The sequence below is a fragment of the Pararhodobacter aggregans genome (genome assembly GCF_003075525.1).
GTDB classification, from domain to species: Bacteria; Pseudomonadota; Alphaproteobacteria; order Rhodobacterales; family Rhodobacteraceae; genus Pararhodobacter; species Pararhodobacter aggregans.
In genome coordinates this window covers 504,726-530,074 of record NZ_QDDR01000001.1, presented here as the reverse complement: position 1 = coordinate 530,074, position 25,349 = coordinate 504,726, and the positions used below count along the sequence as shown (strand labels likewise).

The window sequence follows — 25,349 nt, the reverse complement described above, 5'->3', positions numbered from 1 at the left end:
GGATAACGTATGACAATCAAGGTTGCCATCAACGGCTTCGGCCGTATCGGTCGGAATGTGCTGCGCGCCATCGCCGAATCCGGTCGCACCGACATCGAGGTCATCGCCATCAACGACCTGGGCCCGGTCGAGACCAACGCGCATCTGTTGCAGTTCGACAGCGTCCACGGACGCTTCCCGGGCAGCGTCAGCCATGGCGACGGCTGGATCGACGCGGGCCGCGGCAAGGTCCGGGTCACGGCGCTGCGCAACCCCGAGGATCTGCCCTGGGCGGATGTGGACGTGGCGCTGGAATGCACCGGCATCTTCACCGCCCGCGACAAGGCCGCGCTGCATCTGAAGAACGGATCGAAGCGCGTTCTGGTCTCGGCCCCGGCGGAAAATGCTGACCGGACCGTGGTCTACGGTGTCAACCACCAGGCGCTGACGCCGCAGGATCTGGTGGTGTCGAACGCCTCCTGCACCACCAATTGCCTGAGCCCGGTCGCCAAAGTGCTGAACGATTCCATCGGCATCGCCAAGGGCTTCATGACCACGATCCATTCCTACACCGGCGACCAGCCGACGCTGGACACGATGCACAAGGATCTCTACCGCGCCCGCGCCGCGGCGCTGAGCATGATCCCGACCTCGACCGGGGCGGCGAAGGCGGTGGGGCTGGTGCTGCCCGAGCTGAAAGGGCGGCTCGACGGCGTGGCGATCCGGGTGCCGACGCCCAATGTCTCGGTCGTCGATCTGGTGTTCGAGGCCGCCCGCGACACCAGCGCCGAGGAGGTCAACGCCGCAATCCGCGCGGCCGCCGACGGGCCGCTGAAAGGCATCCTCGGCTATACCGACAAAGCCAATGTTTCCAGTGACTTCAACCACGATCCGCATTCGTCTGTCTTTCACATGGACCAGACCAGGGTGATGGACGGCCGCATGGTCCGCATCCTCAGCTGGTACGACAACGAATGGGGCTTTTCCAACCGCATGGCCGACACCGCCGTCGCACTCGGCCGCCTGATCTGAGGAGAGAACACCATGGCCCTCATCACCCTGCGCCAGCTTCTGGACCATGCCGCCGAGCATGGCTACGGCGTTCCCGCCTTCAATATCAACAACATGGAGCAAGGTCTGGCGATCATGGAGGCGGCCCGCGCCACCGATGCGCCGGTCATCATCCAGGCCAGCCGCGGCGCGCGGACCTATGCCAATGACATCATGCTGGCCAAGATGATCGAGGCCTTGGCCGCGATCTATCCCGAGATCCCGCTCTGCATGCATCAGGACCACGGCAACGACGAGGCCACCTGCATGAGCGCCATCCGCCACGGGTTCACCAGCGTGATGATGGACGGCAGCCTCAAGGCAGATGCCAAGACCCCGGCCGATTACGCCTATAACGTTGTGATCACAGAGCGCGTGAGCCGGATGGCGCATTGGGTCGGCGCCTCGGTCGAGGGCGAGTTGGGGGTGCTGGGTTCACTGGAAACCGGCGAGGGCGAGGCCGAGGACGGGCATGGCGCGGTCGGCACGCTCAACCATGCGCAACTGTTGACCGACCCCGACCAGGCCGTTGATTTCGTGAGGGAAACCCGGGTTGACGCGCTGGCCATTGCCTGCGGCACCTCGCATGGGGCCTACAAGTTCAGCCGCAAGCCGGATGGGGACATTCTGGCCATGGGGGTGATTGAGGCCATTCACAAAAGGCTGCCGAACACGCATCTGGTAATGCATGGCTCGTCCTCGGTGCCGCAGGACTTGCAGGACATCATCAACGCCCATGGCGGCGAGATGCCCCAGACCTTCGGCGTGCCGGTCGAGGAGATCGTGCGCGGCATCCGCCACGGGGTGCGCAAGGTCAATATCGACACCGATTGCCGGATGGCGATGGCCGGGCAGTTCCGCAAAGTGGCGCAGAAGAACCCGCGCGAGTTCGATCCGCGGAAATTCCTGAAACCGGCGATGGATGCGATGCGCGACCTCTGCCGCGACCGGTTCGAGGCTTTCGGCACCGCCGGAAAGGCCCACAAGATCAAGGTCATCCCGATGGATGACATGGCCAAGCGCTACAAGGCGGGCACGCTGTGAGGCGGCCCCTGATTATCGCGCCCTCGATCCTCAGCGCCGATTTCGCCGATTTCGGGCGGGAGATCGAGGCGATCGAGGCGCAGGGTGCCGATTGGGTGCATGTCGATGTCATGGACGGGCATTTCGTGCCGAACCTGACCTTCGGCCCGCCGGCCGTGGCCGCCTTCCGCCGGCATGTGAAGACGGTGATGGACGTGCATCTGATGATCGCGCCCGTGGACCCCTCTATCGAGGCCTTCGCCGAGGCGGGCGCCGATGTGATCACAGCGCATGTGGAGGCCGGACCCCACATCCACCGCACCCTGCAAGCCATTCGCGGAACGGGGAAAAAGGCGGGCGTGGCCCTCAATCCGGGGACCCCGGCCGAGGCGGTCCAGCACCTTCTCGACCTGACCGATCTGGTCTGCGTGATGACCGTGAACCCCGGCTTCGGCGGGCAGAGGTTCCTCGACATGACCGACAAGATCCGCGCGCTCCGGGCGATGATCGGCGACCGGCCGGTGCAGATCGAGATCGACGGCGGCGTCACGCCGGAGACCGCGCCCAAGGTCGTCGCGGCGGGCGCCGATGTGCTGGTCGCGGGATCAGCGGTGTTCAAGGGCGGCTCGGTCGCGAACCCCGCCCCCTATGGCGCCAACATGCGGGCGATCCGGGACTCGGTCCTCAGGGCCGTGGCATGAGGATCGTCTTCGATCTGGACGGCACGCTGATCGACAGCGCGCCGGACCTGCATGTGGCGATCAACCGGGTGCTGGGGGAATGGGGGGCGAAGCCGCTGGACCTGTCCACCCTCACCCGCTTCATCGGCAATGGCATCCCGGCGCTGGTCAGTCTGGCGCGGCAGTCGCGCGGCATCCCGCTGGAGGAACAGCCGCTGATGACCGCGCGCATGTTCGCCCATTACACCGCCGCGCCCGCCGATCTGACCCGCCCCTATCCGCATGTCATCCCGACGCTGCAACGGCTGGTGGGACAGGGGGCAAAGCTGGGGCTCTGCACCAACAAGGCCGAGGCGCCGACGCTGGGGATCCTGTCGGCGCTGAGGCTGGAGCGGTTCTTCGTCTCGGTGGTGGGCGGCGACACCATGCCGACCAAGAAGCCTGATGCGGCCCCGCTGCTGGCCGCTTTCGAGGGGCTGGGCGGCCCGGGGCTCTATATCGGTGACAGCGAGGTCGATGCCGAGACGGCGGTGCGGGCGCGGGTCCGCTTCGGGCTTTATACCCGGGGCTATCGCAAGACGCCGGTGGATGGCTTGCCGCATGATTTCGCCTTCGACGATTACGCGGCGCTGCCGGGGCTGCTGGCGGCGGAACGATGCGACTGAAGGCGCTGATCTTCGACGTGGACGGCACGCTGGCCGAGACCGAGCAGGGCCACCGTGCCGCCTTCAACGCGGCGTTCCGGGCGGCGGGGCTGGGCTGGCACTGGTCGGTCGCGGATTACGCCCGGCTCCTGACCACCACCGGCGGCAAGGAGCGGATCGCGCGGTATGGGGATGAGGTCGGGGCCGGGCCGCTGGACATCAGGGCGCTGCATGCCGACAAGACCGCGCGCTACACGGCCTGGGTGGCGGCGGGGGGCCTCCGGCTGCGGCCGGGGATCGCGGCGCTGATCGCCATGGCGCGCGAGGGCGGCCTCGGGCTGGCTGTCGCCACCACCACCAGCCGCCCGAATGTCGAAGCCCTGGCACAGGCGGCCTTCGGGCGGGGCGCGGCCGAGGTCTTTGACGTGCTGGCCTGCGGGGACGAGGTGAAGGCAAAGAAACCGGCGCCCGATGTCTACCTTCTGGCGCTGGCGCGGCTGGGGCTCAGACCGGAGCAGGCGCTGGCCTTCGAGGATACGCCGATGGGCGTGGCCTCGGCCCGGGGCGCGGGGCTGCGGGTCGTCGCCTCGCCCGGGATCTACGCGCAGGGCGCGGATCTGTCGGCTGCGCAGAAGGTGGTGGCGGAGTTCAGCGCATTGGTGCCGGGCGGGCTGGCGGGGCTCGACGCGCTTTAGACGCGCAACAGGCCGGTGAAGGGCTCCAGCCCGCCGCTGTCGGGGAAGACCACGCGCTCGGCATAGCCGGGGTCGAGGCCCAGATGCCCGATCAGCACCGATTTGAAGATCGCCTCATAGGCATTGACCGCGCGCACGTCGCGTTCGTCGTTCAGCGCCGTCGGGCTGAGGCCGGGCCAGTCGCCCAGGATCCGTCCGCCCCGTACCGCGCCCCCGGCCAGCAGCGCCAGCCCGCCGGTGCCGTGGTCGGTGCCGCCGGCGCCATTCTCGGCCGCGGTGCGCCCGAATTCCGAGGCGACCATGACCACGGTGCGCGACCATTCCGCCCCCAGCCCCTCGCGCAGGGTCAGTATGCCCTGCGCCAGCAGGTTCATGAGCCCGCGCAGGCGGCCGGTCTGGTTGGCATGCGTGTCCCAGCCGTTCAGGTCCATCACCGCGATCCGCGGGCCTTCGGCGCGCGACAGCAGGTCGGCGGCGGCGGTGGCCGACAGCAGGAAGCCGTTGTCGGGGGGATTGGCCCCCATCATCGGCTCGGGCGAGTTGGCGGCATTGCCCAGCGCCGTCGCGAACAAGGGATCGTCGCGGTAGACGATGGCGAGCCGGGTCAGGAAATCCTCATCCAGATCCGGCAGTTGCGCGTTGGTCCAGGCCTGCACCGGCGCGCCGCCCTGCAAGATCAGCGGCAGCGAGGGGCCCAGCGTCAGCCCCAGCCGCCGGTCGCCCGCGTTCAGCCCCAGGATCGCCCGGCTCAGCCAGCCGTCGCGGGCGCCGAAGGGCCGGGCGGTGCCGTTCTCCAGCAGGTTCTGGCCGTCGAAATGCGAGCGGTTGCGGTAGCGGGTGGTCGCGGCCGGGATCAGCGCCAGTTCACCCGCCTGCCACAGCGGCATCAGCCCGCCCAGCGCGGCATGCAGCGCGAAATAACCGTCGAGGTCCAGCCGATCCTCCGCCCCCGGGGCCAGCCGGGGCCGCAGGCGCTGAAAATCGCTGTCGGCATAGGGGATCAGCGCGTGCAGCCCGTCGAGCCCGCCGCGCAGGAAGATGAAGACGAAGCGGCTGTCGGTCGGGGCGCCCGCGAAGGCCACGCCCGAGGCGGCAAGCGTCGCGGCCAGGCTCGCGCCCGACATCTGCAGGAAGAGGCGGCGGTTGAGCATGCTCATCTCCTCTGGAACTCGGGACTGCCGAACAGCAGCGTCAGCGCCTGATCGCCCGAGGGGGCACGCAGGAGCCAGGTCTCGGTCACCGGCCGCGCGACCGGGCCGATGGTGGCCTGCAACAACGCCCGGGGAACATAGCCGCCCGGCAATCCGGCCGCGTATTGCTGCGCCCATTCGAGGCGCAGCATCAGCGCCTCGGGGCTGATCCAGTCGCCCGCCCGGTCGCCCCAGCCCTGCGGCGAGGGGGCGGTGAAGGGCTCGTTGCCCATCATCCGCAACGGGCGGAACAGGTTGCGCGCCCGGGGCACATCAGGACCGATGGCGCGGTGCACGGCGATGATGAATTCGTAATGCGTCTTGACCTTGGCCAGCGGCTCGGCCCAGGCCGAGGGCAGGTCGATCAGCGCCCGCGTCACCTCGGCCAGATCGCCGTCGCTGTCCTGAAACACCCGGGCGATGTGGTCCACATCGGCGGCGGGCGGGTCGTCGGCCACGAAATGGCGCACCAGCTTGGTGGCGAGATGGCGCGCCGTCGCCGGGTGCCGCGCCAGATCGTCGAGGATCGCCAGCCCCTCCTCCGCGCCCGCCTCGTCGTAGCGGCGTCCCAGGACGGTCTTGGCGCCGGGCTGGTGCTGGCGGCGGAAGAACTGGAAGCGGCCGTGCACCGGATCGTCCTCGCCCCCCCGGCGCAGTCCGCCATGGCTCCAGCCGGTCAGCGCCAGCGCCAGCTGGATCACATCCGCCTGGCCATAGCCGCCATCGACGCCCAGCGTGTGCAGTTCCAGGATCTCACGCGCGAGGTTCTCGTTCAGCGTTGTCTCGACACCGCGGTTCGCGCGCCGGTTGCGGCCGGCGGGCGAGTCCGGCCCCATCGAGGCGATGTTGTCCAGATAGGTCAGCATGCAGGGATGGCGCGTCACCGCCTTCAGCATGTCGGCGAAGCGGCCGAAGACATGCGGGCGGATCGCCTCGCGTTCATAGGCCGGGATCGCGGGTGCGGTGATCCGGCGCGTGGTCGAGACGGTGAAATGATTGGACCAGAAATGCGCCATGCGTTCGGGCAGCGGCCGGGCCGTGGCGATGGCCAGCGCGGTGCGGGCCTGGACCGCGGGGCGGAAATCGTCCCGGATCGCCTCGCGTACCGCCTCGGCCTGCCGGTTGGGCCGTTCGAGCCGGGCGGCAAAGATCCCGGCGATGATCGCCTCGGAGGAGCGGAAATCGCCCGGGACCGGCGCCAGCGGGCCGATCTGCGCCTTCAGCCAGCCGCGCGGGTCATCGCCCGGGCGCGCGCCATCCTCCGGCCCGGCGCCCATGCCGAAGCGGTTGAGGGCGATGAAACTGGCAATATCGCGCATGCGGGGCTCCGGTTCCGGCGGCGGCGCTGGCCTCGGACCATCCTAGCCGCGTTCTGCCCGTCCGGGTAGCGTTCCGAGGCGCACAAAAACGTGCGAGCAGCGGCCTGCGCGCGGGCAAGTGCTCTGGCATGGGGCGCGGGCCTTGCCTAAGCTGGCTGCAAACCGAACCGGGCTGCAGAGGCGCTTTCGCAATGACCCCCATGATCCATATCCTCAACGGTCCCAACCTGAACCTGCTGGGCCGCCGCCAGCCCGAGATCTACGGGCGCGAGACGCTGGACGACGTGGCCGCCGCCTGCGCCGCGATCGGCGCCGAGGCGGGACTGGAGACACGACTTCTGCAATCCAACTGGGAGGGGCAGATCGTCGACTGGATCCACGAGGCACGCGAGTCGGCGGCGGGGATCATCATCAACCCGGCGGCGCTGACCCATACCTCGGTGGCGGTACTGGATGCGCTGAACACCTTCGAAGGCCCGGTGATCGAGGTGCATATCAGCCAGGTCCACAAGCGCGAGGCCTTCCGCCACCATTCCTATGTCAGCCACCGGGCCGATGCGGTGATGGCGGGGTTCGGGGTGCATGGCTATGTGTTGGCCATGCGGCACATGGCGCATCTGCTGGGCTGAGCCCCCCTACCAGTAGCGCGCCATCATCTCGGTCACCCAGTCGGGCTGTTCGACCCGGCCGCGCGGAAGGAATTCCCGCATCACCGGCTTGATGTCGATCACCGGCGTCCCGTCAATGGCGTCGAGCCCCTCGACGCTAAGCGCCCGCCCCTCGACCCCCAGGATCCGGCAGATCGTCACCCCCAGCCGGTTGGGCCGGTTCTTGCCGCGCTGGGCGAAGATCCCGGTCAGCGGCCAATCGGCGCGGTTGCGGGGATGGCGGGCGCCGGTCTCGATCTTCTCGGGCGGGACGCGGTCGAACAGGAAGATCACCTCGGCATGGCTGAAGGCGTCGAGCCCGGCCAGCGCCTCGGGCCCGAAGCGGCTTGCGTCCAGCTCGATCACCGCGCGGCTGGGGCCCCAGGCGTCGTCCTCGGGCAGCGTGCGGCCGCCCCGGACATGGCCGACGGGCTCGATCTGATAGGATGTCATGGCTCCCCCTGCGCCTGCTTGCGCCCAGCATAGCAGGGAGACGCGCGGCGGAAAGACGCGGCGGCGGCGGCCCGCCCGGAATACCCAACTAAAGATATCGGGATTGACTTTCGGCCTGACCGGCGCCATGGTGCCCGCGCCAAGCCAAGCCGTTTTCTCGTTGCGATGGCCAGCCCGGCATGCCCTTCCGCGCCCCGCGCGGTGCCAGCCAGAGGATCCCATGCGCCCGATCTCGCCCCTGCTTCTTGCCGCCGCCATCGCCCTGCCCGTCTCGGCGCCCCTGACGGCACAGGCCGCCACCCCGGGCGAGGTGCTGACCACCTATGCCGATATCGCCGAGGCCGCCTATGCCGACGCCCACAGCAGCGCCGAGACCCTGCAGGCCGCCATCGAGGCCTTCCTCGCCGCCCCCTCGGCCGAGGGGCTCGAGGCCGCCCGCACCGCCTGGCGCGCCGCCCGCGTGCCCTACATGCAGACCGAGGTGTTCCGCTTCGGCAATGCCATCGTCGACGATTGGGAAGGCCGCGTGAACGCCTGGCCGCTGGACGAGGGGCTGATCGACTATGTGGCGCGCGGCTATGTCGGCGGCGACGACAACGGGCTGGCGGACCTCAACGTCGTCGCCAATCCCAGCTTCACGCTGGGCGGCGAGACGGTCGATGCCGCGACCATCGACGCGGCGCTGTTGCAGGATGTCCTGCACGAGGCCGATGACGTCGACGCCAATGTGGCGACCGGCTATCACGCGGTGGAATTCCTGCTCTGGGGTCAGGACCTGAACGGCACCGGGCCGGGCGCCGGCGACCGCCCCTGGACCGATTACGCCCAGGGCGAGGCCTGCACCAACGACAATTGCGACCGCCGCGCCGAATACCTGCGCGCCGCGACCGGGCTTCTGGTCGCCGATCTGGCCGAGATGGCCGGGCATTGGACCGAGGAAGGCGAGGCCCGCGCCACGCTGATGGCCGATGAACGCGCCGGGCTTGCCAGCATCCTCACCGGCATGGGCAGCCTGTCCTACGGCGAGCTGGCCGGTGAGCGGATCCGGCTGGGCCTGTTGCTGAACGACCCCGAGGAAGAGCAGGATTGCTTCTCGGACAACACGCCCTGGAGCCATTTCTACGACGGCGTCGGCATCCGCAACGTCTATGTCGGCACCTACACCCGCATCGACGGCAGCGTGGTCAGCGGCGCGGGACTGGATACGCTGGTCGCGGCCGCGGATCCGGCGCTGGATACGGCGCTGCGCGGCGGGCTCGATGCCTCGGTCGCGGCCTTGCAGACCATGGTCGACACCGCCGAGGGCGGCATGGCCTATGACATGATGCTGGCGCCCGGCAATGCCGAGGGCGAGACGGTCATCATGGCGGCCGTCAACGCGCTGGTTGCCCAGACCCGCGACATCGAACGCGCGATCACCGCGCTGGGGCTGGATGGCGTCTCGCTCGAAGGGTCGGACAGCCTCGACAACCCCTCGTCCGTCTTCCAGTGAGGCCCCGGCGATGATCGTCTGTTCCTGCCAGCATATCACCGACCGCGACATCCATGCCGCGGTCGACTGGATGCGCGCCGCCGACCCGATGACCATCGTCACCCCGGGCAAGGTCTATCGCGCCTTGGGGAAATCGGCCGATTGCGGGGGCTGCATGTCCCTGTTCCTCTCGACGCTGCGGTCGAATCCGCATACGCAGGTTCCCATGCAGCTGCGCGGATTGCGCCGCGCGGCCACACAGGAGGAACGCTCATGAGGGGTGACGCCAAGGTCATCGAGTATCTCAACCGCGCTCTGCGCTCGGAACTGACCGCGGTCAGCCAGTACTGGCTGCATTTCCGCCTTCAGGAAGACTGGGGCCTGGCCAAGATGGCCAAGAAGAGCCGCGAGGAAAGCATCGAGGAGATGCAGCACGCCGACAAGCTGATCGCCCGGATCATCTTTCTCGGTGGCCATCCGAACCTGCAGAAGCTCGATTCGCTGCGCATCGGCGAGACCCCGATCGAGACGCTGAAAGCCGACCTCGCCGCCGAGGAAGAGGCCGCCGCGCTCTATCGCGAGGCCCGCGCCTATTGCCAGTCGGTCAGCGACTTCGTGTCGATGGAGCTGTTCCAGGAGCTGCTGGCGGACGAGGAAGGCCATATCGACTTCCTCGAGACGCAGATCGCGCTGCACGACCGGCTTGGGGAAGAACGCTATGCGCTGCTCAACGCCGCCTCGATGGATGCCGCCGAGTAAGGTCCTCGCGGCCGCGACCCTGTTCGCGGCCGCCCTTCCCCTCGGCACCGCCGCGCAAGAGCCGTCAGCGCTGCATCTCGCCGTCCCGCCGCATGACCCGCGCGAGGCGCGGCGGGCGGCGCTGGTCGTTGGCCCGCCATCCGATCCGACACAGGCGCAACGCTTCGAGCTGCGTTCGGGCGGGGCGGGCACGGTCCGCGCGCGGGACGGCGCCGACGCCTTTTCCCAACCCGCCGCCAATCTGAGCGCCGAACAGCGCATGGATTTCGTGCTGGGTGAGGCGCTGTTCCAGCGGCCCTGGGTCTCGGCCCCCTCCTCGACCATCGCCTCGGACGGGCTGGGGCCCCTGTTCAACGCCCGGGCCTGCGTGCTCTGCCACCGGCAGGACGGCCGCGGCCAGGTGCCCGATGGCAGCGACCAGCCCTCGGGTCTGGTGCTGCACCTCTCGATCCCCGCGCCCTCGGGCACTTCCGGCCCCCAGGGCATCGCCGAGTGGATCGCCACCCTGCCCGAACCGACCTATGGCGACCAGTTGCAGGACCATGCCCTGCCCGGCCATGCCGCCGAGGGTCAGGTCGCCGTCACCTGGCAAGAGGTCCCGGTCGAGCTGTCGGGCGGCGAGACCGTGACCCTGCGCCGCCCCCTCTGGTCGGTCGCCGATCCGGCCCATGGCCCGCTGGCCGCCGATGCCATGCTCAGCCCGCGCGTGGCGCCGCCGCTGATCGGGCTGGGCCTGCTGGAGGCGATCCCCGAGGCCCAGATCCTGGCGCTGGCCGATCCTGACGACGCGGATGGCGACGGTATTTCCGGCCGCGCCGCCTTCGTCTGGTCGGCGGAATTCGACGCGCCGATGCTGGGACGCTTCGGCCACAAGGCGGGCATGCCGACCCTGCGGGCGCAGGTCGCCTCGGCTTTCCACCGCGACATGGGCCTCTCCAGCACGCTCCACCGCCAGGGCTGGGGCGATTGCACCGTGGTGCAGGCCGATTGCCGCGCCGCCCCCGATGGCGCCGACGCCGAACAGGGCGGGCTGGAGGTGGGCGACGCCGTGCTCGACCTCGTGACCTTCTACAGCGCCACGCTGGGCGTGCCCGCCCGCCGCGAGGTCGAGGATGCCGAAGTCCTGCGCGGCCGCACCATCTTTCACGACTCGGGCTGCGCCGCCTGTCACCGCCCGGCCTTCGTCACCGCCACCCTGCCCGACCAGCCCGAACGCTCGTTCCAGCTGATCTGGCCCTACACGGACCTCCTCCTGCACGACATGGGCGAGGGTCTGGCCGACGACCGCCCCGAGGGGCGCGCCAGCGGCCGGGAATGGCGCACGCCGCCGCTCTGGGGCATCGGCTTGACCGGGCAGGTCAGCGGGCATACCCAGTTCCTGCACGATGGCCGCGCCCGCACCCTGCTCGAGGCGATCCTCTGGCACGGGGGCGAGGCGCAGGCCGCGCGCGACGAGATCGTCGCGCTGGCCCCCGACGACCGCGCCGCCCTGTTGCGCTTTCTGGAGTCCCTGTGATGCGCCTTGCCCCCGCCGTTCTGGCCCTGACCCTTGTCGCTGCACCCGCGCTGGCCGGTGTCGACGCGGTCCTCGACGATCACGTGCTGCCCGGCACCGCCGCTTTTGCCCAGGCCACGCAGGCGCTTGACGATCAGGCGATCGACTTCTGCCAGCCGCAGGACCTCGCGCCGCTGTGGAACAGCGCCATGGATGCCTGGGTCCGCATCGGCCATCTGCGGCTTGGCCCCGGGGAACAGGCGGCGCTGACCATCGCCTTCTGGCCAGACGCGCGCAGCGCCGGGCGCCGGACGCTGGCCCGGATGATCGCCGCGCAGGACCCGATGGGCGTGCATGGCGACGACTTCCCCCAGGTCTCGGCCGCGGCGCGCGGGCTCTATGCGCTGGAGACCCTGCTCTACGACCCCGATTTCAACGGGTACGAGCCCGACAGCTATTCCTGCACGCTGGTCTCGGTCATGGCCCATGACCTCGCCACCCAGGCCGCCGCGCTGGACGCGGCCTGGCGCGAGAAATTCGCGCCCGAGCTGCGCACCGCCGGGCAGCCCGGCAACGCCACCTTCCTGTCGATGGCCGAGGCCGAGCGCGCGCTTTTCACCGCGCTGCACGGGGGTGTCGAGTTCGACGCCGACCAGCGCCTCGGCCAGCCGATGGGGACCGAGGACCGCCCCCGCCCGCAACGGGCCGAAAACTGGCGCTCGGGCCGCAGCCTGCGCAACCTGACCCTGTCGCTTGAATCGCTGCATGCGATGGCGACCGCGCTCGCCGGTCATCCGGTCGACGCCGTGGACAGCGCCTTCGACGCCGCCGCCTATTTCTCGCTGGCCATCACCGACCCGGCCTTTCAGGACATCAGCGATCCGCAAGGCCGCCTGCATCTGGAATCGCTGCAGGGGCGGGTGCGGACCATCGGCGAGGTGCTGATCTCCGAGATCGGCACCTCGATGGGCATCGCCCCCGGGTTCAACGCCCTGGACGGCGACTGAGATGGGATCGCGCCGCGCCTTCCTCGCCGGGCTCGCGGCCCTCGCCGCGCCCCTGCCCTCCTGGGCCGATGCCGGAAACCCGCGCTGGCTGGCCTGCGCGCGGGAAGCGGATGGCGGGCACGCGCTTTTCGGCCTCGACACCGCGGGGGCGGACACGTTCCGCCTGCCGCTGCCCGCGCGCGGCCATGCCGGCGCCGCCCATCCCTCGCGCCCCGAAGCCGTGGTCTTCGCCCGCCGCCCCGGCGCCTGGGCGCTGGTCCTCGATTGCGGCTCGGGCGCGCGGCTCAGGCAGCTGACCCCGCCCGAGGGCATGCAGTTCAACGGCCATGGCGCCTTCACCGAGGACGGCACCCGCCTTTACACGGTCGAGCAGCGGGCCTCGGACAGCCAGGGCTTCCTCGGCCTCTGGGACAGCGACTATCGCCGGATCGGCCAGATCGAGACCGGCGGCATCGGCCCGCATGAGGTGCTGCGCCTTCCGGGTGACGTCTTCGCCGTGGCCAATGGCGGCATCGCCACCGATCCCACGGACCGCACCAAGCTGAACCTTCCGACGATGGCGCCGTCGCTGGTCTATATCGAGGGCGACCGCCTCGCCGAACAGATCACCCTGCCCGCGGATCTGCATTCCAACTCGATCCGCCATCTGGCCCATGCCGAGGGCAGGCTCGCCTTCGCCCTGCAATGGGAGGGCGATCCGGCGCGGACCGTCCCCCTCCTCGGCCTGCACCGCCGGGGCGCGGCGCCGGTGCTGGCCATGGCCCCCGGCCCCGAACAGGCGATGATGCAGGGCTACGCGGGCTCGGTCGCCATCTCGGGGGCGGAGGTCGCGATCACCTCGCCCCGCGGCGGCCGGATGCACCGCTTCTCGCTGGAGGGCGCGTTTCTCGGCGCCACGACGCGCGCCGATGTCTGCGGCCTCGCCCCCTGCGAGAGCGGGTTCCTGACCACCGACGGCGGCGGCGGCATCCTCCGGGTCGAGGGCGGCATCGCCCGCCCCCTCGGCCTGCGGCCGCGCGCCTGGGACAACCATGTCGTGACGCTGTGAGGCGCTTTTCGGCCAATCTCGGCTTCCTCTGGACCGACCGCCCCCTGCCCGAGGCGATCCGCGCCGCCAAGGCGGCGGGTTTCGCCGCGGTCGAATGCCATTTCCCCTATGCCATCCCGGCCGCGCAGGTCGCCGCCGCCCTGACCGAGACCGGCCTGCCCATGGTCAGCCTCAACACCCGTCCCGGCGGCCCGGGCGAGTTCGGCCTCGCCGCGCTCAGGGGCCGCGAGGCCGAGGCCCGCGCCGCCATCGACGACGCGCTGGCCTATGCCGCGGCGACCGGGACTGGCGCCGTGCATGTCATGGCAGGCCGGCACGGCGACGAGGCCACCTTCCGCGCCAATCTCGCCCATGCCTGCGACCGGGCGCCGCCCGGCGTCACCATCCTGATCGAGGCGATCAACGCCCATGACGTGCCGGGCTACCACCTCGCCAGCCAGGCGCAGGCGGCGGAAACCCTCGCCGCCCTGAACCGCCCCAACCTGAAACAGATGTTCGACTGCTACCATGTCGGCCGGACCGAGGGCGATATCGCCGCCACCTTCCGCGCCCACCGCACCCGCATCGGGCATGTGCAGTTCGCCGCCGTCCCGGATCGCGGCCCGCCCGATCACGGCAGCGTCGATTACGCCAGCCTCCTGCCGCAGCTCGACTGGCCGGGCTTCATCGGCGCCGAATACCGCCCGAACGGCGCCACCGAGGCCTCGCTCGACTGGCTCACCCGCCTATCATCTTGTTGAAAATACGCCCTGTCTCCCGCTTTCCGCAGCGATGCCCTCGCTCTTCGGGCTCCACCTGCCGCAGCCCGCCCCGACCGCCCGCAGGTTTCATTCTGCTCCAAATACGCAGGGGGGATTTTCAAGGGGGGAGCCTGCTCCCCCCTTGAAGCAGGGGGTGCGGGGGGCGGCAGCCCCCCGCCCTTTTACTTATGCTCGCCCAGCCACTCGGCCGAGGTCTTGATCCCGCCCAGCGGGAACAGATGCACCTTCTGCAAAAGGCTGTCCGGGTTCGTCGCGCGGTAGGCGGCGATCTCGGTCAGCAGGTCGGTGGGCTCGAAGGGCACCAGCAGCTTGGTCAGATCCATGGCCCGCTTCTGCAATACGCTCAAGGACGGCCCCACCCCGCAGGCGATGGCGAATTTGATCAGCGTCTGCAGCTTCGTCGGCCCCGCCACGCCCAGATGGATCGGCAGGGTGATGCCCATCGCCGCCAGCCGCTCGGCCCAGGCGATGATCGGACCCGATTCAAAGGCGAATTGCGTGGCGATCGCCATCTCGGCGTCGGTCTGCTGGGAAAATCCCTGTTTCCACATCAGCGCCTCGTCCACCACCTTCGTCCCGCCCGCCGGGTCGATGTCCTTGTTGCCCTCGGGATGCCCCGCGACATGCAGCCGCTTGAAGCCGAGCTGGTCGAAAAGCCCGGTCTTCAAGAGATCGATGGCCGAGGTGAATTCGCCCGCCACCGTCGGCACGCCGCCCGCCAGAACCAGCGCCTGCTCGGCGCCCGCTTCCTCGCGGTAGCGCTTCAGCCAGGTTTCCAGCGTGGCGCGGCTGTCGATGATCCGGCCGGGGACATGCGGCATGGCCGCAAAGCCCTCGTCCGTCAGCCGCTTCACCGTGGCCACCATCTCGTCGATGGGCGTGCCCTCGATATGCGCGACATAGACCCGCGTGCCCGCCGGCAGGATCTCGGCGAAGCTGTCGATCTTGGCGGCGGTGCGGGGCATCACCTCGAGCGAGGCCCCGTCCAAGAGCGCGGCCAGCGCGTCGGACTTGGGTGCAGTCCCCTTGGTGGGGCGCAGGTTGAACAGGGCCATCTCGGATCTCCTCAGTTCTGGTTTCGGTAGGTGAGGCGCGAGGCCTCGTGAATGGGCCAGGGGTGGACGGTGGCGCGCAGCGTGACCTGCCGGTGGCGCTCCACCGCCGGCTTGCGGCTGCCGCCATCGGGCTCGCCCCAGACCACGGACAGTTCGGTGCCGGTCACGGCCTGTTCCGGCGCGACGATGGCCAGCGACAGGAAGGCCCGTTCGTTGGCCGAATAGATCGGCGTGATCGAGACACCGACCAGCGCGCCGTCCTTTTCCACCCGGTCATAGGGATGGGCCGCGTAATGCGCCGCGGGCATTTCCATGATCTTGGGCGCCAGCCCCTCGGCATCCTGAAGGCCGCGGAAGAGGTCCGCCACATCGTCGGGGTTCCAGACCAGCGTCACCTTCTGCCGGTGCGGCCCCGGCGCCATGGCCTCCAGCGCCTTGCGGCCGATGAAATCGTGGTCGAATTTCACCACCCGGCCGTAATCGAGGTCCCAGGGCGTGAAGTAGTAATCCTCGACCCGGTCCGAGACGAAGCTGCCGCCGATGGTGCTCATCCCCTCGAAGCCTTGCGCGGGCAGCCAGTCGCGATAGGCGCGCGTGCCGTCGCCGGTGTAGATCGCCGGCAGGGGCGAGGGCACCCAGCCCGATTCCGCCGCCGCCGAGGCATAGGCGCGCGAGCCGACCTGCCGCAGCCCGAACGCCTCACCGGCTTTCAGGAGCGCCGCCTTGACCTTCGGTCCATCCGCCGCCGGGCCGAAGATCTCCAACCCCTGCGAGCCGCCCATGCCGTGCGACAGCGTCCGTCCGACGCAACCGGCGATGGTGATCTCGCCCATGTTGAAGAACTTGGTGGTCAGCGGCCCGCCCTCGTTCACCGCGTTCAGCAGGTCCAGCGCCTTCGGGCCCTGCACCTCGTAGCGGTAGGTGAGGCGCGGCTTGTCGGGATCGTCGAGGCTGCGCTGGTCGCGGGTGATCGTCACATCCCAATCGCCGGTTTCGGCGTGGAACTGCACCCAGTTCGGCACCGGCGGGCGGCCGACGATGTTGACCGAATCGTCCTCCAGCCCGAAGACGATGCAATCGCCGATCAGGTAGCCGTCCTCGTTGCAGCAGACGATCTGCTTGGCCTTGTTGCGCCCGAAGCCCTTGAAAGAATTGACGGCGAGGTGTTCCAGCAGCCGGATCGTATCGGGCCCCGACACATAGAGGTCGGTCATGTGGAACGACTGGTCCATCAGCGCCACGCCCTCGCGCCAGGCGCGCTGCTCTTCGGCCCAATGCGTGAATTCCGAGGCGATGGGGAAGGCGTAGCGCCCGGTCGGGGCGTTGTACATCATGCGGGCCGGGTTGCCCTCGGCGTTGAGCTTGTCGGTGAGCGATCTGACGGTCACGGAATCCTCCCTTGCGAAACCTGTGACCCGTCAGTAGCAGGGCGCGCGCCGACCCGCTTATGTTCGATTTGAATATCACCCGTCACTTTGCTTATATCCGCGCCATGAACCCCGCCCTGCCCCTTTCCGCCGCCGAGATCCGCGCCGTCCGGGCGCTGGCCGAGCACCGCCGCACCGCGCAGGCGGCCGAGGCGCTGAACCTCAGCCAGTCGGCGCTGTCGCGCCATGTCCGCGCCGCCGAGGAACGGCTGGGCGTCACGCTTTTCCAGCGCGGCTGGTCGGGGACCGACACCACAGCGGCGGGCGATGTGGTGGCGCGGCAATGCCAGCGGGTGCTGAACCGGATCGAGGCGTTTGATGCCGCCCATCCCCCGGCCCGGCTGGCGGCGCTGGCCCGCTGGCGCCATCTGCGCGCCGTCTCTACCTGCGTCCGGGCGGGCAGCGCCTCGGCCGCGGCGCAGGCGCTGGGGATGCGGCAGCCCGCCGTCAGCCAGGCCCTGGGCGAGGTCGCGGGCTATGCCGGACAGCCGCTTTTCGCCCGGCGCCCCGACGGGTTGCAGGCCCTGCCGGTGGCGCGGGATCTGGCCTTCCTGTGGCACGAGGTGGCTCAGGAGCTGGGCGCGCTGGCCGGGCTTCTGGACAGCAGCACCACCGGCCTCAGCGGGCGGGTCGCGGTCGGCATGTTGCCGTTTTCCGGGCAGAATCTGGTGGTCGAGGCTTTCGCCGAGATGACGCGCGACCATCCGCGCTTGCGGCTGGTGGCGGTGCCGGGGGGCTATTCCATGCTGGTCGACGCCCTGCTGCGGGGCGAGATCGACCTCATCATGGGCACCTTGCGCGTCCCGCCGCCGCCCGGCCTGACCGAGGAATGGCTCTATGACGAGGAATACGTGATGATCGCGCGCCGCGACCATCCCTGCCACGCCGGCCCCTTCACGCGCGAGGCGCTGGCCGCGCTCAACTGGAGCGTGGCGCCGCATGGCACGCCGGTCCGGCGCTATTTCGAGGCGTTCTTTCTGGACGCGCCCCGCCCGCCGCAAACCCAGTCGGTCGAGATCTTTTCCTTCGCCAATGCCGAGCAAATGAGCCTCGGCAGCGAATCCGTGGCGATGCTGTGCTACAGCCGCGAGCGTCTGGCGCGGCTCAATCCCGATCTGAAGCGCCTCGACGTGGCCCTGCCCGATCCCCGGGTGCCCATCGGCCTGACCCGCCGCGCCGACACGCCCAACCCGGCGGCGGTCGAGGTGTTCGTGGCATGCCTGAGGCGTCATATCGCGGCGCTCGGGCTGGTCTAGAGGGTCATCCGGGGGCTCACCCGGTCGGCCATGAAGGTGTCGGCCAGCCGCGTGACCTTGATTTCGCGCACCACGCCCTCAAGGGCGAAGGGATCGCCCCCGGCAAAGGCGCGCGCGGCCTCGGGCGTCTCGGCCTCCAGAATGCCCCAATGGCCGATGGCGCTGCCGTCATCGGCCCAGAGTGCCGAGCCGATCAGGACCGACGCCAGCCCCGCGCCCCCCGATTTCACCCAATCGCGATGCACCGGGCGCAGGCGGTCGCGGGCCTCGGCGACGCCCTCGTTGTGCAGGCATTCCATCAGGAAGAACATGGGGTTACTCCGACAGGAAGGGGACCAGACGGTCGGCGACAGCCTCGGGCTGTTCGACCGGGGCGAAATGGCCGGCGTTCTCTATGATTTCCAGCCGCGCGCCGGGGACGAGGCGCAGCATGTCCTCGTGCTGCGACACGGGCGACCATTGGTCCTGACGGCCGACCATCAGCAGAACCGGACAGGCGACCCGCGCCAGCCCCGCCTCGGCATCCGGGCGCTCGACCAGCGCCTTGATCTGGCGGGCGTGCAGGTCGGGGTCCATGCGCAGGACCATGGCGGTGAGGTCGGCCATCAGCTGCGCATTCGACTGGTTGCCCTCCCAGACCATCGGCGGCAGCCAGCGCGCGGCCAGCGCCTGCATCCCGTGGTCATAGGCATAGCGCACGATCTCGGCCCGGCTGGCGGGCTCACCGGGTTTCAGCGGGTGGATGCCGGTATCCAGCAGCGCCAGCCGCTCGATCCGCTCGGGCGAGAGGCGGGTCATCTCGATGGCGACGCGCGCGCCCATGGAATGCCCGGCCACGCGCAAAGGCCCGGGGTTTTGCGCCAGCAGATCCTCGGCCATCCTTGTGATGCTGTCCTGGCTGGACAGATCAGCGACGCGGGCCCCGGGCAGACGCGAAACGACCGGCCCCCAGCAATAGGAATCGCACAGGAGGCCGGGTATCAGCAGAACGTTCATCAGTTGATCATCGTGTTGGGCAGGTAGAGCGCGATCTGCGGGAAAGCCACCAGCAGGCCCAGCGTCACCATCATGGCGATCCAGAACGGCACCACGCCGCGGAAGATCGTGCCCAGCGTGACATGCGGCACCAGCGACTTGACGATGAAGACGTTGACCCCGACGGGAGGCGAGATCAGCCCCATTTCCAGCGTCAGCACCACGAGGACGCCGAACCAGATCGGGTCGAGCCCCAGTTGCTGGATCACCGGGAAGAAGATCGGCATCGTCAGCACCAGCATGGCGAAGCCTTCCAGGAAGCAGCCCAGGATCAGGTAGCAGAACAGGATCAGACCCAGCACCACCAGCGGCGGCACGTCGAGGCCCGAGAGGAAGGCGCCCAGCTGCTGCGGGATATGCGTCAGCGCCAGGAAGGGAATAATCATATGGGCCGCGATCAGGATCAGCATCACCGTGGCGGTGGTGGTGACCGAGGATTTGGCCGCGTTCCAGAAGACCCTGAGCGTCAGCGTGCGGCTGATGAGGCCGATGGCGATAATCAGGCCCGCGCCGACGGCCGAGGCCTCGGTCGGCGAGAAGATGCCGGTATAGATGCCGCCGATGGTGACGACGATGACCGACAGGATCGGCACCGCGCCGATCATGGCGCGCATCTTCTCGGTCAGGGTGGTGCGCGGACCCGCGGGGCCCATCTCGGGCCAGATCCAGCACATCAGGATGATGGTCAGCACGAACATCGCCAGCAGCAGAAGCCCCGGCAGCACGCCCGCCAGGAACAGCCGCCCGATCGATTCCTGCGTCAGGATGGCGTAGATGACGAAGCCGGTCGAGGGCGGGATCAGGATGCCCAGCGTGCCGCCCGCGGCGACCGAGCCGGTCGAGAGGCGGTTGTCGTAGCCGAAGCGCTCCATCTCGCCCAGGGACACCCGGCCCATGGTCAGCGCCGAGGCGACCGACGAGCCGGAAAGCGCGGCAAAGCCGCCGCAGCCGATGATCGTGGCCGAGGCAAGCCCGCCCCGGACCGAGCCGATGATGGCATAGGCCGCGTCATAGAGCCGGCGGCTCATGCCGGTCTCGGTGGCGACATTGCCCATCAGGATGAAGAGCGGCACGACGACCAGTTCGGCCGAGGCGCCCAGCGTGAAGGGTTCGGAGGCGAGGTAATTGACCGCGACATTGAATCCGCGCATCGCGGCAATGCCCAGAAAGCCCACCACGAACATGGAGAAGGCGACCGGAATGCGGAAACCCAGCAGGACGAAGAGGCTCGCCATGCCGATGATGCCAATGGCGAGTTCGCTCATGATTGGTGACCTTCCGAGCGCCGGATCGGCCCGCCCATCAGCAGCGACACCACGCGCAGCAGCATCCCGACGGCGGTGATGATGCAGCAGACGACGATGTAGTACTGGAACCAGGCCTTCGGCAGGTAGATGATATTGGTGGCGAGGTTCAGCATCCGGCTGATGGCGGCGGATTTCCACATCTGCCAGGCGATGCCGGAGAAGATCAGCGCCCCGGCACCCGCGGCCAGCAGGTCGGTCAGACGGATCATCCAATCGGGCATCTTGCGCTCGAACAGGTCGACGGCGATATGCCCGCCCTGGCGGTCGCACAGCGCCATGCCGCCGAAGACAAGGACCACCATCCCCATCTGCGTCAGATCCTGCGCGCCCCTCAGGGGCGAGCCGAAATAGCGCCCGGCCACGTCGATCAGGATCACGACGACTTCGCCGATCAGCCCCAGCGTGCCGAGGATCGCGGACAGGGCGATGACCCTGCCCGCGAAAGTGTCAAGAGTGCGAAGCACTTACTGGCCCTGCATCACGCTCAGGACTTCAGCGCCGCCATCGACGGTGGCGACGACCGCGTCACGGACCGGCAGGGTCAGCGCGGCGAAGGCCTCGGCCTCTTCCGGGGTCAGCGTGTAGACGGTGTTGTCACCGGTGGCGCTGATCTGGTCGATCACCTGCTGGGCGCGGGCGTTCCAGCCTTCCTCGGCCGATTGCGACAGCGCACGGCCGGCGATGGCGTCGAGCGCGGCGCGCTCGTCATCCGATAGCCCGTCATAGGCGCCCTGGTTCATGACCAGATAGAACGAGATGCGGCCGAGCGGCGCGCCCAGCGTGTAGCTGTTCGCCACCTCGTCCAGACGGAAATCACCGATCGCCGAGGCGCCGGTGATGACGCCGTCGATCAGGCCGGTCTGCAGGGCGTTGTAGATCTCGCCCGCGGGCATCTGCACCGGGGTCGCGCCCAGCGCCTCGACGGCGGCGGCGGCGGCCGAGCCCGAGACGCGGATCTTCAGCCCGGCCACATCGGCGGGGGTGCGGATGTCATGGTCGCGCATGATGAAGACGTTGGGTTCGCTGAGCCACAGGGCCAGCGGCCGGGTGCCGGGGAACTCGCCGTCCAGAAGGCCCGCTTCCTGGGCGTTCCACAGCATGTCGTAGCCGTTCACGCCCTCGGGCAGCGCGCCCGGCAGTTCCGAGATCATGGTGCGCGGGAATTGCGACGAGGTATAGCCCTGAAGCCCCCAGACGATGTCGGCAACGCCGGTCACGGCGCGGACATATTGCTCCAGGGGACCGGCGCCCAGTTCGCCGCCGGGATAGACCTGGATCTCGACGCCGGCACCCGACACGGCCGCCTGCAGCGGTTCGATGGTCGAGGCGGTCAGCGTGTGCTGCGGCGGCACCCAATGGGCCAGGCGCAGGGTCGTGGCGGTGGCCGGGGCGGCCAGGACGGCGGCAGCGGCCAGCGCCGCACCCGCGGTGCGCAGGGTGGTGAAGTCAAGCATGGCAGTTCCTCCCAGGTTCGGGGCCTCGATGCCCCGGTTCGACGTGCGTCCGCGCCACTATCACCGGAAACGGCGCGCGACAAAATCGATTTCGCGGCACCGGGCATAAGACCGGGCTATACCTGCCTCCCCGGCAGGGCGCCCGCCCGATGCGGCGTGGACGGCGCAGAACGCCGCCCGGCCAAAGCGGAGACGGCGGCGGGGTGACCCGCCGCCGTCCTGTCCGGTCTTAGCTGCGGGTCCGCCAGCTGTCGGCGTAGTTGGTGCGCGCTTCCGCCGAATAGGGCGTCGGCGAGACGCGAACGCGGATATCCGCCTGCTTGTGCTTCTCGGTCGAGGTCTTGCCGGTCGGCTCGGGCTCGCCCCATTTCAGCGTCAGCACGTCGCCGACCTGCACGTCGGTCGACACGACGCCGAGGCTCAGCAGGCAGCGTTCGTTGAACGAATAGCCGTTGAACATCGACATGCCGACCATCGAGCCGTCTTCCTTGCAGACCATGTCGGCCGAGGACGAGGCGTAGTTCGGCTGCGGGAAGTCGATCCACTTGTAGGGCGTGCCCTGCTCGAAGGACGAGGCGATGACCTTCAGCACATCGTCACGGTTCCATTCGAACGTGACCTTCTTGCGCTTCGGACCCTCGGCCTTGATCTTCTCCAGCGCGGCCTTGCCGACGAAATCGTCTTTCTTCCAGCCGATGTAGAAGTCGTAGCCCAGCTCAAACGGGTTGACGTAATAGTCTTCGATATTGTTCGAGACATACGAGCCGCCGATGGCGCCCGCGGCTTCGTACATATCGGTGCCCAGCCATTCGCGGAAGGCCTTGGTCATGCCGTCGCCGGTGTAGATCCCGGGCAGCGGCGAGGGGATCCAGCCCGATTCCAGCGTGTTGGTCGAATAGGCACGCGAGCCGCATTGCACGAGGTTCACGCCGGCGTCGCGGGCGGCCTGCATCACGGTCGAGTGGATGTAATCCTTGTCCTTGTAGGGACCCCAGATCTCCAGACCCGGCGCGCCGGACATGCCGTGACGCAGCGCCTGCACCTTCTTCGAGCCGATGTTGATCCAGTCAACGTGGAAGAACTTGATGTCCGGGATCGGGCCGCCGTTCATCTTCTCGAAGATCGCGCCCGCATCGGGGCCCTGGATCTGGAAGCGGTAATGCTCGCGCAGGACGCGTTCGCCCTCGGGGCGGCTCGGCGAACGGGGGTCATAGCGCAGGCGGACGTTCCACTTGCCGTAGGCGGCGGCGAACATCAGCCAGTTCGAGGTCGGCGCGCGGCCGACGAGAACGTACTTGTCCTCACGCTCGCGGAAAATGATGTGGTCGCCGATGACATGGCCGGCGGGGGTCACGGGCACATAGTGCTTGGCGCGGTTCAGGCCGAAATTCCCGAAGGCGTTGATGCCGTGATAGGCGAGGAATTCGGTGGCCTGCGGGCCTTCGACGATGACCTCGTCCATGTGGTGCGACTGGTCGAACAGCACCGCGCTGTGGCGCCAGGCTTCCTGTTCGACACGCCAGTTCGAGAATTCAGGCGCGACGACCGGATAGACATACATGCCGATCTTCGAGTTGCGCAGGATGTCGACGGGGTTGCCGCCCTTCTCCGCGATCAGGGCTTCAAGGCTGGTAGCAGCCATCTCGATTCTCCTCCCAAGGCAAGAATGTATACACATTGCTCAGAGGGGGCCGCCTTTGCAAGCGGATTCGACCGATCCGCGGCGGATCGGCATCAATTTGTATGCATCACCCCGGCCGCCCCTCGCGCACGATCAGCGCGATCCCGGGCATCGCCTCGGGGGTCTGCGCATCGGTGACGAAGGTCGATTCCAGGTTCGCCCGGGCAATGCGGGCGTGTTCGCGGGCGATGGCCTCGGCCCGCGCCCCCTCGCGCCGTTCGATGGCCTGGACCATGGCCCGGTGCTGCACCTGCGCCACGACCAGCGAATGGAACGAGCGCGCGTTCTCGTTCGAGCCCAGCACGAAGGCCGAGGGCGAGGCGAAGGGCAGCGATTTCACCCGCTCCAGCTCGCGCAGGATCACCGGGCTCTGACACAATTCCGCCAGCCGGGTGTGGAATTGCGCGTTCAGCTCGCTGTAGCCGTCGAAATCGATGGCGCCCACGGTGCCGGTGGCGAAACAGGCGTCGAGCCGGTCGAGGATCGCCCCGATCTCGGCCAGCGCGCGGGGCTCGGCGCCCTGCTCGGCGGCGAGGCGGGCGGCGGTGCCCTCCAGCACGCCCCTGAGTTCGATGGCGTCGGTCACATCGCGCAGGGTGAAACTGCGCACCTGAAAGCCGCCGCCGGGCGCGCGCTCCAGCAGGCCTTCCTCCGCCAGCCGCGACATGGCTTCGCGCACGGGGGTGCGGGAGATCTGCAGATCCTCGCTCAGCGCCACCTCGTAAAGCCGCGTGCCGCCGGGCAATCCGCCGTGGATGATCCGCTGGCGCAGCTCGTAGGTCGCGCGCTTGGTCAGGTTGACGGATTTGGATTCGGCCATGGTTCCCCCCGGTGTATACAGTGAATGTATACATTCCCGAAGGCGCCGCAAACCCTTTCCGGCGCGCGGGGCGTGAGGGCGTGAGGGGGCCTTCTGCCCCCTCTTCGGCTACGCCGAATTCACCCCCGAGGATATTTGCAGAACGAAGATGGGGCGTTAAGGACCTCTTAACCGCGCATCTTTGTTCCCTAAATATCCTCCGGGTGGGTGATCGGCGTCTCGGAAACGTGCCAGTGGCACGTTTCAGCCGAGAAGGCCGCGCCCGTGGCGCGGCTGGGGGAGGGTGGAAAACCCTCCCGGGTCTCTCAACCCGCGCGACGGCGCGGCAAGGTCATTTCGCCTTCAGCCGGACCGAGCCGTCCAGACGCAGGCATTCGCCGTTGACGTAGCGGTTGGTGGCCATGAAGCAAACCGCATCGGCGAATTCCGCCGGATCGCCCAGCCGCTGCGGGAAGGGGATGTCGGCGGCGAGCGCCTTCTGCGCCTCCTCGGGCAGGGTGTAGAGCAAGGGCGTCAGGAAGATCCCCGGCGCGATCACGTTGACCCGGACGCCGACCCGCGCCAGTTCACGGGCGATGGGCAGCGACATGGCCACGATCCCGCCCTTCGATGCCGCATAGGCGGCCTGGCCGATCTGGCCGTCCCAGGCCGCGACCGAGGCGGTGTTGATCACCACGCCGCGCTCGCCATCCTCCAGCGGGTCGGCCGTGGCCATCCGCGCCGAGGCAAGCCGCAGCACGTTGAAACTGCCCACCAGATTGACGGTGATGGTGCGCTGGAAGACCTCCAGCGCCAGCGGCCCCTCGCGGCCCAGCACCCGGCCCGCCGTACCGATGCCGGCGCAATTCACCACGATCCGCGGCACGCCATGCGCCGCCCCCGCCGCGTCGAGCGCGGCGTTCACGTCGCCCTCGGAGGTCACGTCCCCGGCCGCGGCGATCCCGCCGATGGCTTCGGCCACCGCCCTGCCCTTCCCGGCGTCGCGGTCCAGCACGCAGACTTTCGCGCCCCGCGCCGCCAGCATCCGCGCCGTCGCCTCGCCGAGGCCCGAGCCCGCGCCGGTGACCAGCGCCGATATTCCCTCGATCTGCAT

At 69.0% G+C, this 25,349-nt stretch carries 27 protein-coding genes; 14 read left to right on the top strand and 13 right to left on the bottom strand.

Annotated features, from left to right (window positions below):
- Window positions 1-9 precede the first annotated feature (9 nt).
- The 5 genes from gap to DDE23_RS02685 are packed head-to-tail and all read left to right on the top strand — an operon-like array spanning window position 10 to window position 4,071.
- Entirely contained in the window at window positions 10-1,011 is a 1,002-nt protein-coding gene (gap, locus tag DDE23_RS02705; protein WP_107749837.1) for a type I glyceraldehyde-3-phosphate dehydrogenase, read from the top strand.
- A gap of 12 nt (window positions 1,012-1,023) precedes the next feature.
- Window positions 1,024-2,073, top strand: coding sequence for a class II fructose-bisphosphate aldolase (gene fba / locus DDE23_RS02700; protein ID WP_107749836.1), 1,050 nt, complete (start codon window positions 1,024-1,026; stop codon window positions 2,071-2,073).
- Window positions 2,070-2,753, top strand: a complete 684-nt coding sequence (gene rpe / locus DDE23_RS02695) for a ribulose-phosphate 3-epimerase (protein WP_107749835.1) — start codon at window positions 2,070-2,072, stop codon at window positions 2,751-2,753. Before fba ends, rpe begins: the two co-directional genes overlap by 4 nt.
- On the top strand, window positions 2,750-3,397 hold the full coding sequence (locus tag DDE23_RS02690) for an HAD-IA family hydrolase (RefSeq protein WP_107749834.1): 648 nt from the start codon (window positions 2,750-2,752) through the stop codon (window positions 3,395-3,397). Before rpe ends, DDE23_RS02690 begins: the two co-directional genes overlap by 4 nt.
- Window positions 3,388-4,071 carry an HAD-IA family hydrolase gene (locus tag DDE23_RS02685; RefSeq protein WP_107749833.1) on the top strand — a complete coding sequence of 228 codons (684 nt, stop codon included), beginning with the start codon at window positions 3,388-3,390 and terminating at the stop codon, window positions 4,069-4,071. The genes DDE23_RS02690 and DDE23_RS02685 overlap by 10 nt, the downstream gene beginning before the upstream one ends.
- On the opposite strand, the gene DDE23_RS02680 is transcribed toward DDE23_RS02685, so the two are convergent.
- Complete coding sequence (locus DDE23_RS02680) at window positions 4,068-5,222, bottom strand: DUF1501 domain-containing protein (RefSeq protein WP_107749832.1); 1,155 nt, start codon at window positions 5,220-5,222, stop codon at window positions 4,068-4,070. The two genes, DDE23_RS02685 and DDE23_RS02680, sit on opposite strands and share 4 nt — an antisense overlap.
- Window positions 5,223-5,224: 2 nt before the next feature.
- Window positions 5,225-6,580, bottom strand: a complete 1,356-nt coding sequence (locus DDE23_RS02675; protein WP_107749831.1) for a DUF1800 domain-containing protein — start codon at window positions 6,578-6,580, stop codon at window positions 5,225-5,227.
- Window positions 6,581-6,771: 191 nt separating this feature from the next.
- Between DDE23_RS02675 and aroQ the strand changes: the two genes are divergently transcribed.
- Window positions 6,772-7,209 carry a type II 3-dehydroquinate dehydratase gene (gene aroQ / locus DDE23_RS02670; RefSeq protein ID WP_107749830.1) on the top strand — a complete coding sequence of 146 codons (438 nt, stop codon included), beginning with the start codon at window positions 6,772-6,774 and terminating at the stop codon, window positions 7,207-7,209.
- A gap of 6 nt (window positions 7,210-7,215) precedes the next feature.
- Here aroQ and DDE23_RS02665 read toward each other — a convergent pair whose 3' ends face one another.
- Window positions 7,216-7,680, bottom strand: coding sequence for an SAM-dependent methyltransferase (locus DDE23_RS02665; protein WP_107749829.1), 465 nt, complete (start codon window positions 7,678-7,680; stop codon window positions 7,216-7,218).
- Between the two features lie 220 nt (window positions 7,681-7,900).
- Here DDE23_RS02665 and DDE23_RS02660 point away from each other — a divergent pair, with 220 nt between their 5' ends.
- The 7 genes from DDE23_RS02660 to DDE23_RS02635 are packed head-to-tail and all read left to right on the top strand — an operon-like array spanning window position 7,901 to window position 14,200.
- Window positions 7,901-9,172, top strand: coding sequence for an imelysin family protein (locus DDE23_RS02660; RefSeq protein ID WP_107749828.1), 1,272 nt, complete (start codon window positions 7,901-7,903; stop codon window positions 9,170-9,172).
- Between the two features lie 10 nt (window positions 9,173-9,182).
- Window positions 9,183-9,428 (top strand): (2Fe-2S)-binding protein, encoded by a 246-nt coding sequence (locus DDE23_RS02655; protein WP_107749827.1) that lies wholly within the window; start codon window positions 9,183-9,185, stop codon window positions 9,426-9,428.
- Window positions 9,425-9,910 carry a bacterioferritin gene (bfr, locus tag DDE23_RS02650; protein ID WP_107749826.1) on the top strand — a complete coding sequence of 162 codons (486 nt, stop codon included), beginning with the start codon at window positions 9,425-9,427 and terminating at the stop codon, window positions 9,908-9,910. Before DDE23_RS02655 ends, bfr begins: the two co-directional genes overlap by 4 nt.
- Entirely contained in the window at window positions 9,897-11,426 is a 1,530-nt protein-coding gene (locus DDE23_RS02645; RefSeq protein ID WP_238149878.1) for a di-heme oxidoreductase family protein, read from the top strand. Before bfr ends, DDE23_RS02645 begins: the two co-directional genes overlap by 14 nt.
- Window positions 11,426-12,412: an imelysin family protein gene (locus DDE23_RS02640; RefSeq protein WP_107749824.1), complete on the top strand. Its 987-nt coding sequence runs from the start codon at window positions 11,426-11,428 to the stop codon at window positions 12,410-12,412. Before DDE23_RS02645 ends, DDE23_RS02640 begins: the two co-directional genes overlap by 1 nt.
- A 1-nt stretch (window position 12,413) precedes the next feature.
- On the top strand, window positions 12,414-13,460 hold the full coding sequence (locus tag DDE23_RS25290) for a DUF1513 domain-containing protein (protein ID WP_170121769.1): 1,047 nt from the start codon (window positions 12,414-12,416) through the stop codon (window positions 13,458-13,460).
- Window positions 13,457-14,200: a hydroxypyruvate isomerase family protein gene (locus tag DDE23_RS02635; protein ID WP_170121768.1), complete on the top strand. Its 744-nt coding sequence runs from the start codon at window positions 13,457-13,459 to the stop codon at window positions 14,198-14,200. Before DDE23_RS25290 ends, DDE23_RS02635 begins: the two co-directional genes overlap by 4 nt.
- A gap of 182 nt (window positions 14,201-14,382) precedes the next feature.
- Here the strand turns inward: DDE23_RS02635 and DDE23_RS02630 are convergent, their stop codons facing one another.
- Together DDE23_RS02630 and DDE23_RS02625 are read right to left on the bottom strand one after the other, a co-directional pair.
- On the bottom strand, window positions 14,383-15,276 hold the full coding sequence (locus DDE23_RS02630) for a methylenetetrahydrofolate reductase (RefSeq protein ID WP_107749822.1): 894 nt from the start codon (window positions 15,274-15,276) through the stop codon (window positions 14,383-14,385).
- 11 nt (window positions 15,277-15,287) lie between these two features.
- On the bottom strand, window positions 15,288-16,664 hold the full coding sequence (locus tag DDE23_RS02625) for an aminomethyl transferase family protein (RefSeq protein WP_238149877.1): 1,377 nt from the start codon (window positions 16,662-16,664) through the stop codon (window positions 15,288-15,290).
- Between the two features lie 59 nt (window positions 16,665-16,723).
- On the opposite strand from DDE23_RS02625, the gene DDE23_RS02620 reads away from it, so the two are divergent.
- The gene (locus DDE23_RS02620) at window positions 16,724-17,959 is read left to right on the top strand and encodes a LysR family transcriptional regulator (RefSeq protein ID WP_107749821.1); all 1,236 of its coding nucleotides are present in this window, start codon (window positions 16,724-16,726) and stop codon (window positions 17,957-17,959) included.
- Here the strand turns inward: DDE23_RS02620 and DDE23_RS02615 are convergent.
- The 8 genes from DDE23_RS02615 to DDE23_RS02580 all read right to left on the bottom strand — a co-directional run bounded on the left by DDE23_RS02615 (window position 17,956) and on the right by DDE23_RS02580 (window position 25,349).
- Complete coding sequence (locus DDE23_RS02615) at window positions 17,956-18,270, bottom strand: YciI family protein (protein WP_107749820.1); 315 nt, start codon at window positions 18,268-18,270, stop codon at window positions 17,956-17,958. The genes DDE23_RS02620 and DDE23_RS02615 overlap by 4 nt on opposite strands.
- A gap of 4 nt (window positions 18,271-18,274) precedes the next feature.
- Entirely contained in the window at window positions 18,275-18,955 is a 681-nt protein-coding gene (locus tag DDE23_RS02610; protein ID WP_107749819.1) for an alpha/beta fold hydrolase, read from the bottom strand.
- Window positions 18,955-20,259, bottom strand: a complete 1,305-nt coding sequence (locus DDE23_RS02605; RefSeq protein WP_107749818.1) for a TRAP transporter large permease — start codon at window positions 20,257-20,259, stop codon at window positions 18,955-18,957. The genes DDE23_RS02610 and DDE23_RS02605 overlap by 1 nt, the downstream gene beginning before the upstream one ends.
- Complete coding sequence (locus tag DDE23_RS02600) at window positions 20,256-20,765, bottom strand: TRAP transporter small permease (protein WP_107749817.1); 510 nt, start codon at window positions 20,763-20,765, stop codon at window positions 20,256-20,258. Before DDE23_RS02600 ends, DDE23_RS02605 begins: the two co-directional genes overlap by 4 nt.
- Window positions 20,766-21,755 (bottom strand): TRAP transporter substrate-binding protein, encoded by a 990-nt coding sequence (locus tag DDE23_RS02595; RefSeq protein WP_107749816.1) that lies wholly within the window; start codon window positions 21,753-21,755, stop codon window positions 20,766-20,768.
- Between the two features lie 229 nt (window positions 21,756-21,984).
- On the bottom strand, window positions 21,985-23,397 hold the full coding sequence (ligM, locus tag DDE23_RS02590; protein ID WP_107749815.1) for a vanillate/3-O-methylgallate O-demethylase: 1,413 nt from the start codon (window positions 23,395-23,397) through the stop codon (window positions 21,985-21,987).
- A gap of 106 nt (window positions 23,398-23,503) precedes the next feature.
- On the bottom strand, window positions 23,504-24,256 hold the full coding sequence (locus DDE23_RS02585; RefSeq protein WP_107749814.1) for a GntR family transcriptional regulator: 753 nt from the start codon (window positions 24,254-24,256) through the stop codon (window positions 23,504-23,506).
- 331 nt (window positions 24,257-24,587) lie between these two features.
- Complete coding sequence (locus DDE23_RS02580) at window positions 24,588-25,349, bottom strand: SDR family NAD(P)-dependent oxidoreductase (RefSeq protein WP_107749813.1); 762 nt, start codon at window positions 25,347-25,349, stop codon at window positions 24,588-24,590.

Bases quoted from the DNA above. Each gene is read 5' to 3' on its own strand.
- gap (WP_107749837.1), top strand. From the start codon at position 10: ATGACAATCAAGGTTGCCATCAACGGCTTCGGCCGTATCGGTCGGAAT.
- fba (WP_107749836.1), top strand. From the start codon at position 1,024: ATGGCCCTCATCACCCTGCGCCAGCTTCTGGACCATGCCGCCGAGCAT.
- DDE23_RS02690 (WP_107749834.1), top strand. From the start codon at position 2,750: ATGAGGATCGTCTTCGATCTGGACGGCACGCTGATCGACAGCGCGCCG.
- DDE23_RS02685 (WP_107749833.1), top strand. From the start codon at position 3,388: ATGCGACTGAAGGCGCTGATCTTCGACGTGGACGGCACGCTGGCCGAG.
- DDE23_RS02680 (WP_107749832.1), bottom strand. From the start codon at position 5,222: ATGCTCAACCGCCGCCTCTTCCTGCAGATGTCGGGCGCGAGCCTGGCC.
- DDE23_RS02675 (WP_107749831.1), bottom strand. From the start codon at position 6,580: ATGCGCGATATTGCCAGTTTCATCGCCCTCAACCGCTTCGGCATGGGC.
- aroQ (WP_107749830.1), top strand. From the start codon at position 6,772: ATGACCCCCATGATCCATATCCTCAACGGTCCCAACCTGAACCTGCTG.
- DDE23_RS02665 (WP_107749829.1), bottom strand. From the start codon at position 7,680: ATGACATCCTATCAGATCGAGCCCGTCGGCCATGTCCGGGGCGGCCGC.
- DDE23_RS02660 (WP_107749828.1), top strand. From the start codon at position 7,901: ATGCGCCCGATCTCGCCCCTGCTTCTTGCCGCCGCCATCGCCCTGCCC.
- DDE23_RS02655 (WP_107749827.1), top strand. From the start codon at position 9,183: ATGATCGTCTGTTCCTGCCAGCATATCACCGACCGCGACATCCATGCC.
- bfr (WP_107749826.1), top strand. From the start codon at position 9,425: ATGAGGGGTGACGCCAAGGTCATCGAGTATCTCAACCGCGCTCTGCGC.
- DDE23_RS02645 (WP_238149878.1), top strand. From the start codon at position 9,897: ATGCCGCCGAGTAAGGTCCTCGCGGCCGCGACCCTGTTCGCGGCCGCC.
- DDE23_RS02640 (WP_107749824.1), top strand. From the start codon at position 11,426: ATGCGCCTTGCCCCCGCCGTTCTGGCCCTGACCCTTGTCGCTGCACCC.
- DDE23_RS25290 (WP_170121769.1), top strand. From the start codon at position 12,414: ATGGGATCGCGCCGCGCCTTCCTCGCCGGGCTCGCGGCCCTCGCCGCG.
- DDE23_RS02630 (WP_107749822.1), bottom strand. From the start codon at position 15,276: ATGGCCCTGTTCAACCTGCGCCCCACCAAGGGGACTGCACCCAAGTCC.
- DDE23_RS02620 (WP_107749821.1), top strand. From the start codon at position 16,724: ATGTTCGATTTGAATATCACCCGTCACTTTGCTTATATCCGCGCCATG.
- DDE23_RS02615 (WP_107749820.1), bottom strand. From the start codon at position 18,270: ATGTTCTTCCTGATGGAATGCCTGCACAACGAGGGCGTCGCCGAGGCC.
- DDE23_RS02610 (WP_107749819.1), bottom strand. From the start codon at position 18,955: ATGAACGTTCTGCTGATACCCGGCCTCCTGTGCGATTCCTATTGCTGG.
- DDE23_RS02605 (WP_107749818.1), bottom strand. From the start codon at position 20,259: ATGAGCGAACTCGCCATTGGCATCATCGGCATGGCGAGCCTCTTCGTC.
- DDE23_RS02595 (WP_107749816.1), bottom strand. From the start codon at position 21,755: ATGCTTGACTTCACCACCCTGCGCACCGCGGGTGCGGCGCTGGCCGCT.
- ligM (WP_107749815.1), bottom strand. From the start codon at position 23,397: ATGGCTGCTACCAGCCTTGAAGCCCTGATCGCGGAGAAGGGCGGCAAC.
- DDE23_RS02585 (WP_107749814.1), bottom strand. From the start codon at position 24,256: ATGGCCGAATCCAAATCCGTCAACCTGACCAAGCGCGCGACCTACGAG.
- DDE23_RS02580 (WP_107749813.1), bottom strand. From the start codon at position 25,349: ATGCAGATCGAGGGAATATCGGCGCTGGTCACCGGCGCGGGCTCGGGC.